Origin of the sequence: Blautia intestinalis (assembly GCF_014297355.1) — a bacterium.
GTDB classification, from domain to species: domain Bacteria; phylum Bacillota; class Clostridia; order Lachnospirales; family Lachnospiraceae; genus Blautia_A; species Blautia_A intestinalis.
The window spans coordinates 1-1,269 of record NZ_JACOQE010000034.1 but is presented as its reverse complement, the minus strand read 5'-3'; the positions used below and the strand labels follow the sequence as shown (position 1 = coordinate 1,269).

Here is a 1,269-nt window from a genome sequence, read left to right as displayed (position 1 = left end):
GTTGTTTCAGTAGCGAAAAATACAGAAATTCCACTGTTTGTATACTGTTATTCCGGAGCCCGAAGTCGTCAGGCAACAGGGTTGTTGCAACGAATGGGATATTCTAAAGTAAATAATATCGGTGGCATTGCTGCTTATTCAGGAAAGGTGGAAAAATAAGATGAAGGTAATAATTGTAGGCGGTGTAGCTGGAGGAGCTACAGCTGCAGCAAGAATACGAAGACTGGATGAACATGCAGAAATTACTGTGTTTGAAAGATCCGGATACATATCCTATGCGAATTGTGGGCTTCCATATTATATTGGAGATGTGATCACAGATCCGGAAGAACTTACACTACAGACACCTGAGAGTTTTTTTAAACGCTTCCGTATTAATATGAAAATTCATCATGAAGTTATCTCCATACATCCGGAACGTAAAACTGTTTCAGTGAAGAATTTAGAAAACGGTGAAATATTTGAAGAAAATTACGATAAACTTATCCTTTCTCCAGGTGCAAAGCCAACACAGCCGAGACTTCCTGGAGTAGGTATTGATAATCTTTTTACACTTCGTACTATAGAAGATACTTTTCGGATAAAGGAATATATAAATAAGAATCATCCAAAATCGGCTGTATTGGCTGGTGGCGGTTTTATTGGTTTAGAGCTGGCAGAAAATTTGAGGGAGCTTGGCATGGATGTTACGATTGTCCAGCGGCCTAAGCAGCTGATGAATCCTTTTGATCCGGATATGGCATCCATGATCCATAATGAAATGAGAAAGCATGGAATAAAACTGGTATTGGGCTATACAGTAGAAGGATTTAAAGAAAAAGACAATGGAGTGGAGGTCTTATTGAAAGATAATCCATCTCTTCAGGCTGATATGGTGGTGCTGGCAATCGGAGTTACACCAGACACAGCATTAGCAAAAGAAGCCGGTCTGGAACTTGGCATCAAAGAAAGTATTGTAGTGAATGACAGAATGGAAACCTCTGTACCGGATATTTATGCTGCAGGTGATGCAGTTCAGGTAAAACATTATGTTACTGGCAATGATGCGTTAATCTCTTTGGCGGGACCTGCTAATAAACAGGGCAGGATCATCGCGGATAACATTTGTGGTGGTGATAGTCGTTACCTGGGCAGTCAGGGAAGTTCTGTTATCAAAGTATTTGATATGACAGCAGCCACTACAGGTATCAATGAAACCAATGCCAAAAAGTCAGGATTAGAGGTAGATACAGTAATTCTTTCTCCTATGAGTCATGCCGGTTACTATCC

2 protein-coding genes are annotated in these 1,269 nt (G+C 40.3%); both read left to right on the top strand.

Annotated features, from left to right (window positions below):
- On the top strand, positions 1-159 hold a 159-nt coding region (locus tag H8Z79_RS17075), incomplete at its 5' end, for a rhodanese-like domain-containing protein (RefSeq protein WP_330607646.1).
- A gap of 1 nt (position 160) precedes the next feature.
- Positions 161-1,269 (top strand): NAD(P)/FAD-dependent oxidoreductase (locus tag H8Z79_RS16630; RefSeq protein ID WP_187002974.1); only part of this gene is annotated, 1,109 nt, incomplete at its 3' end.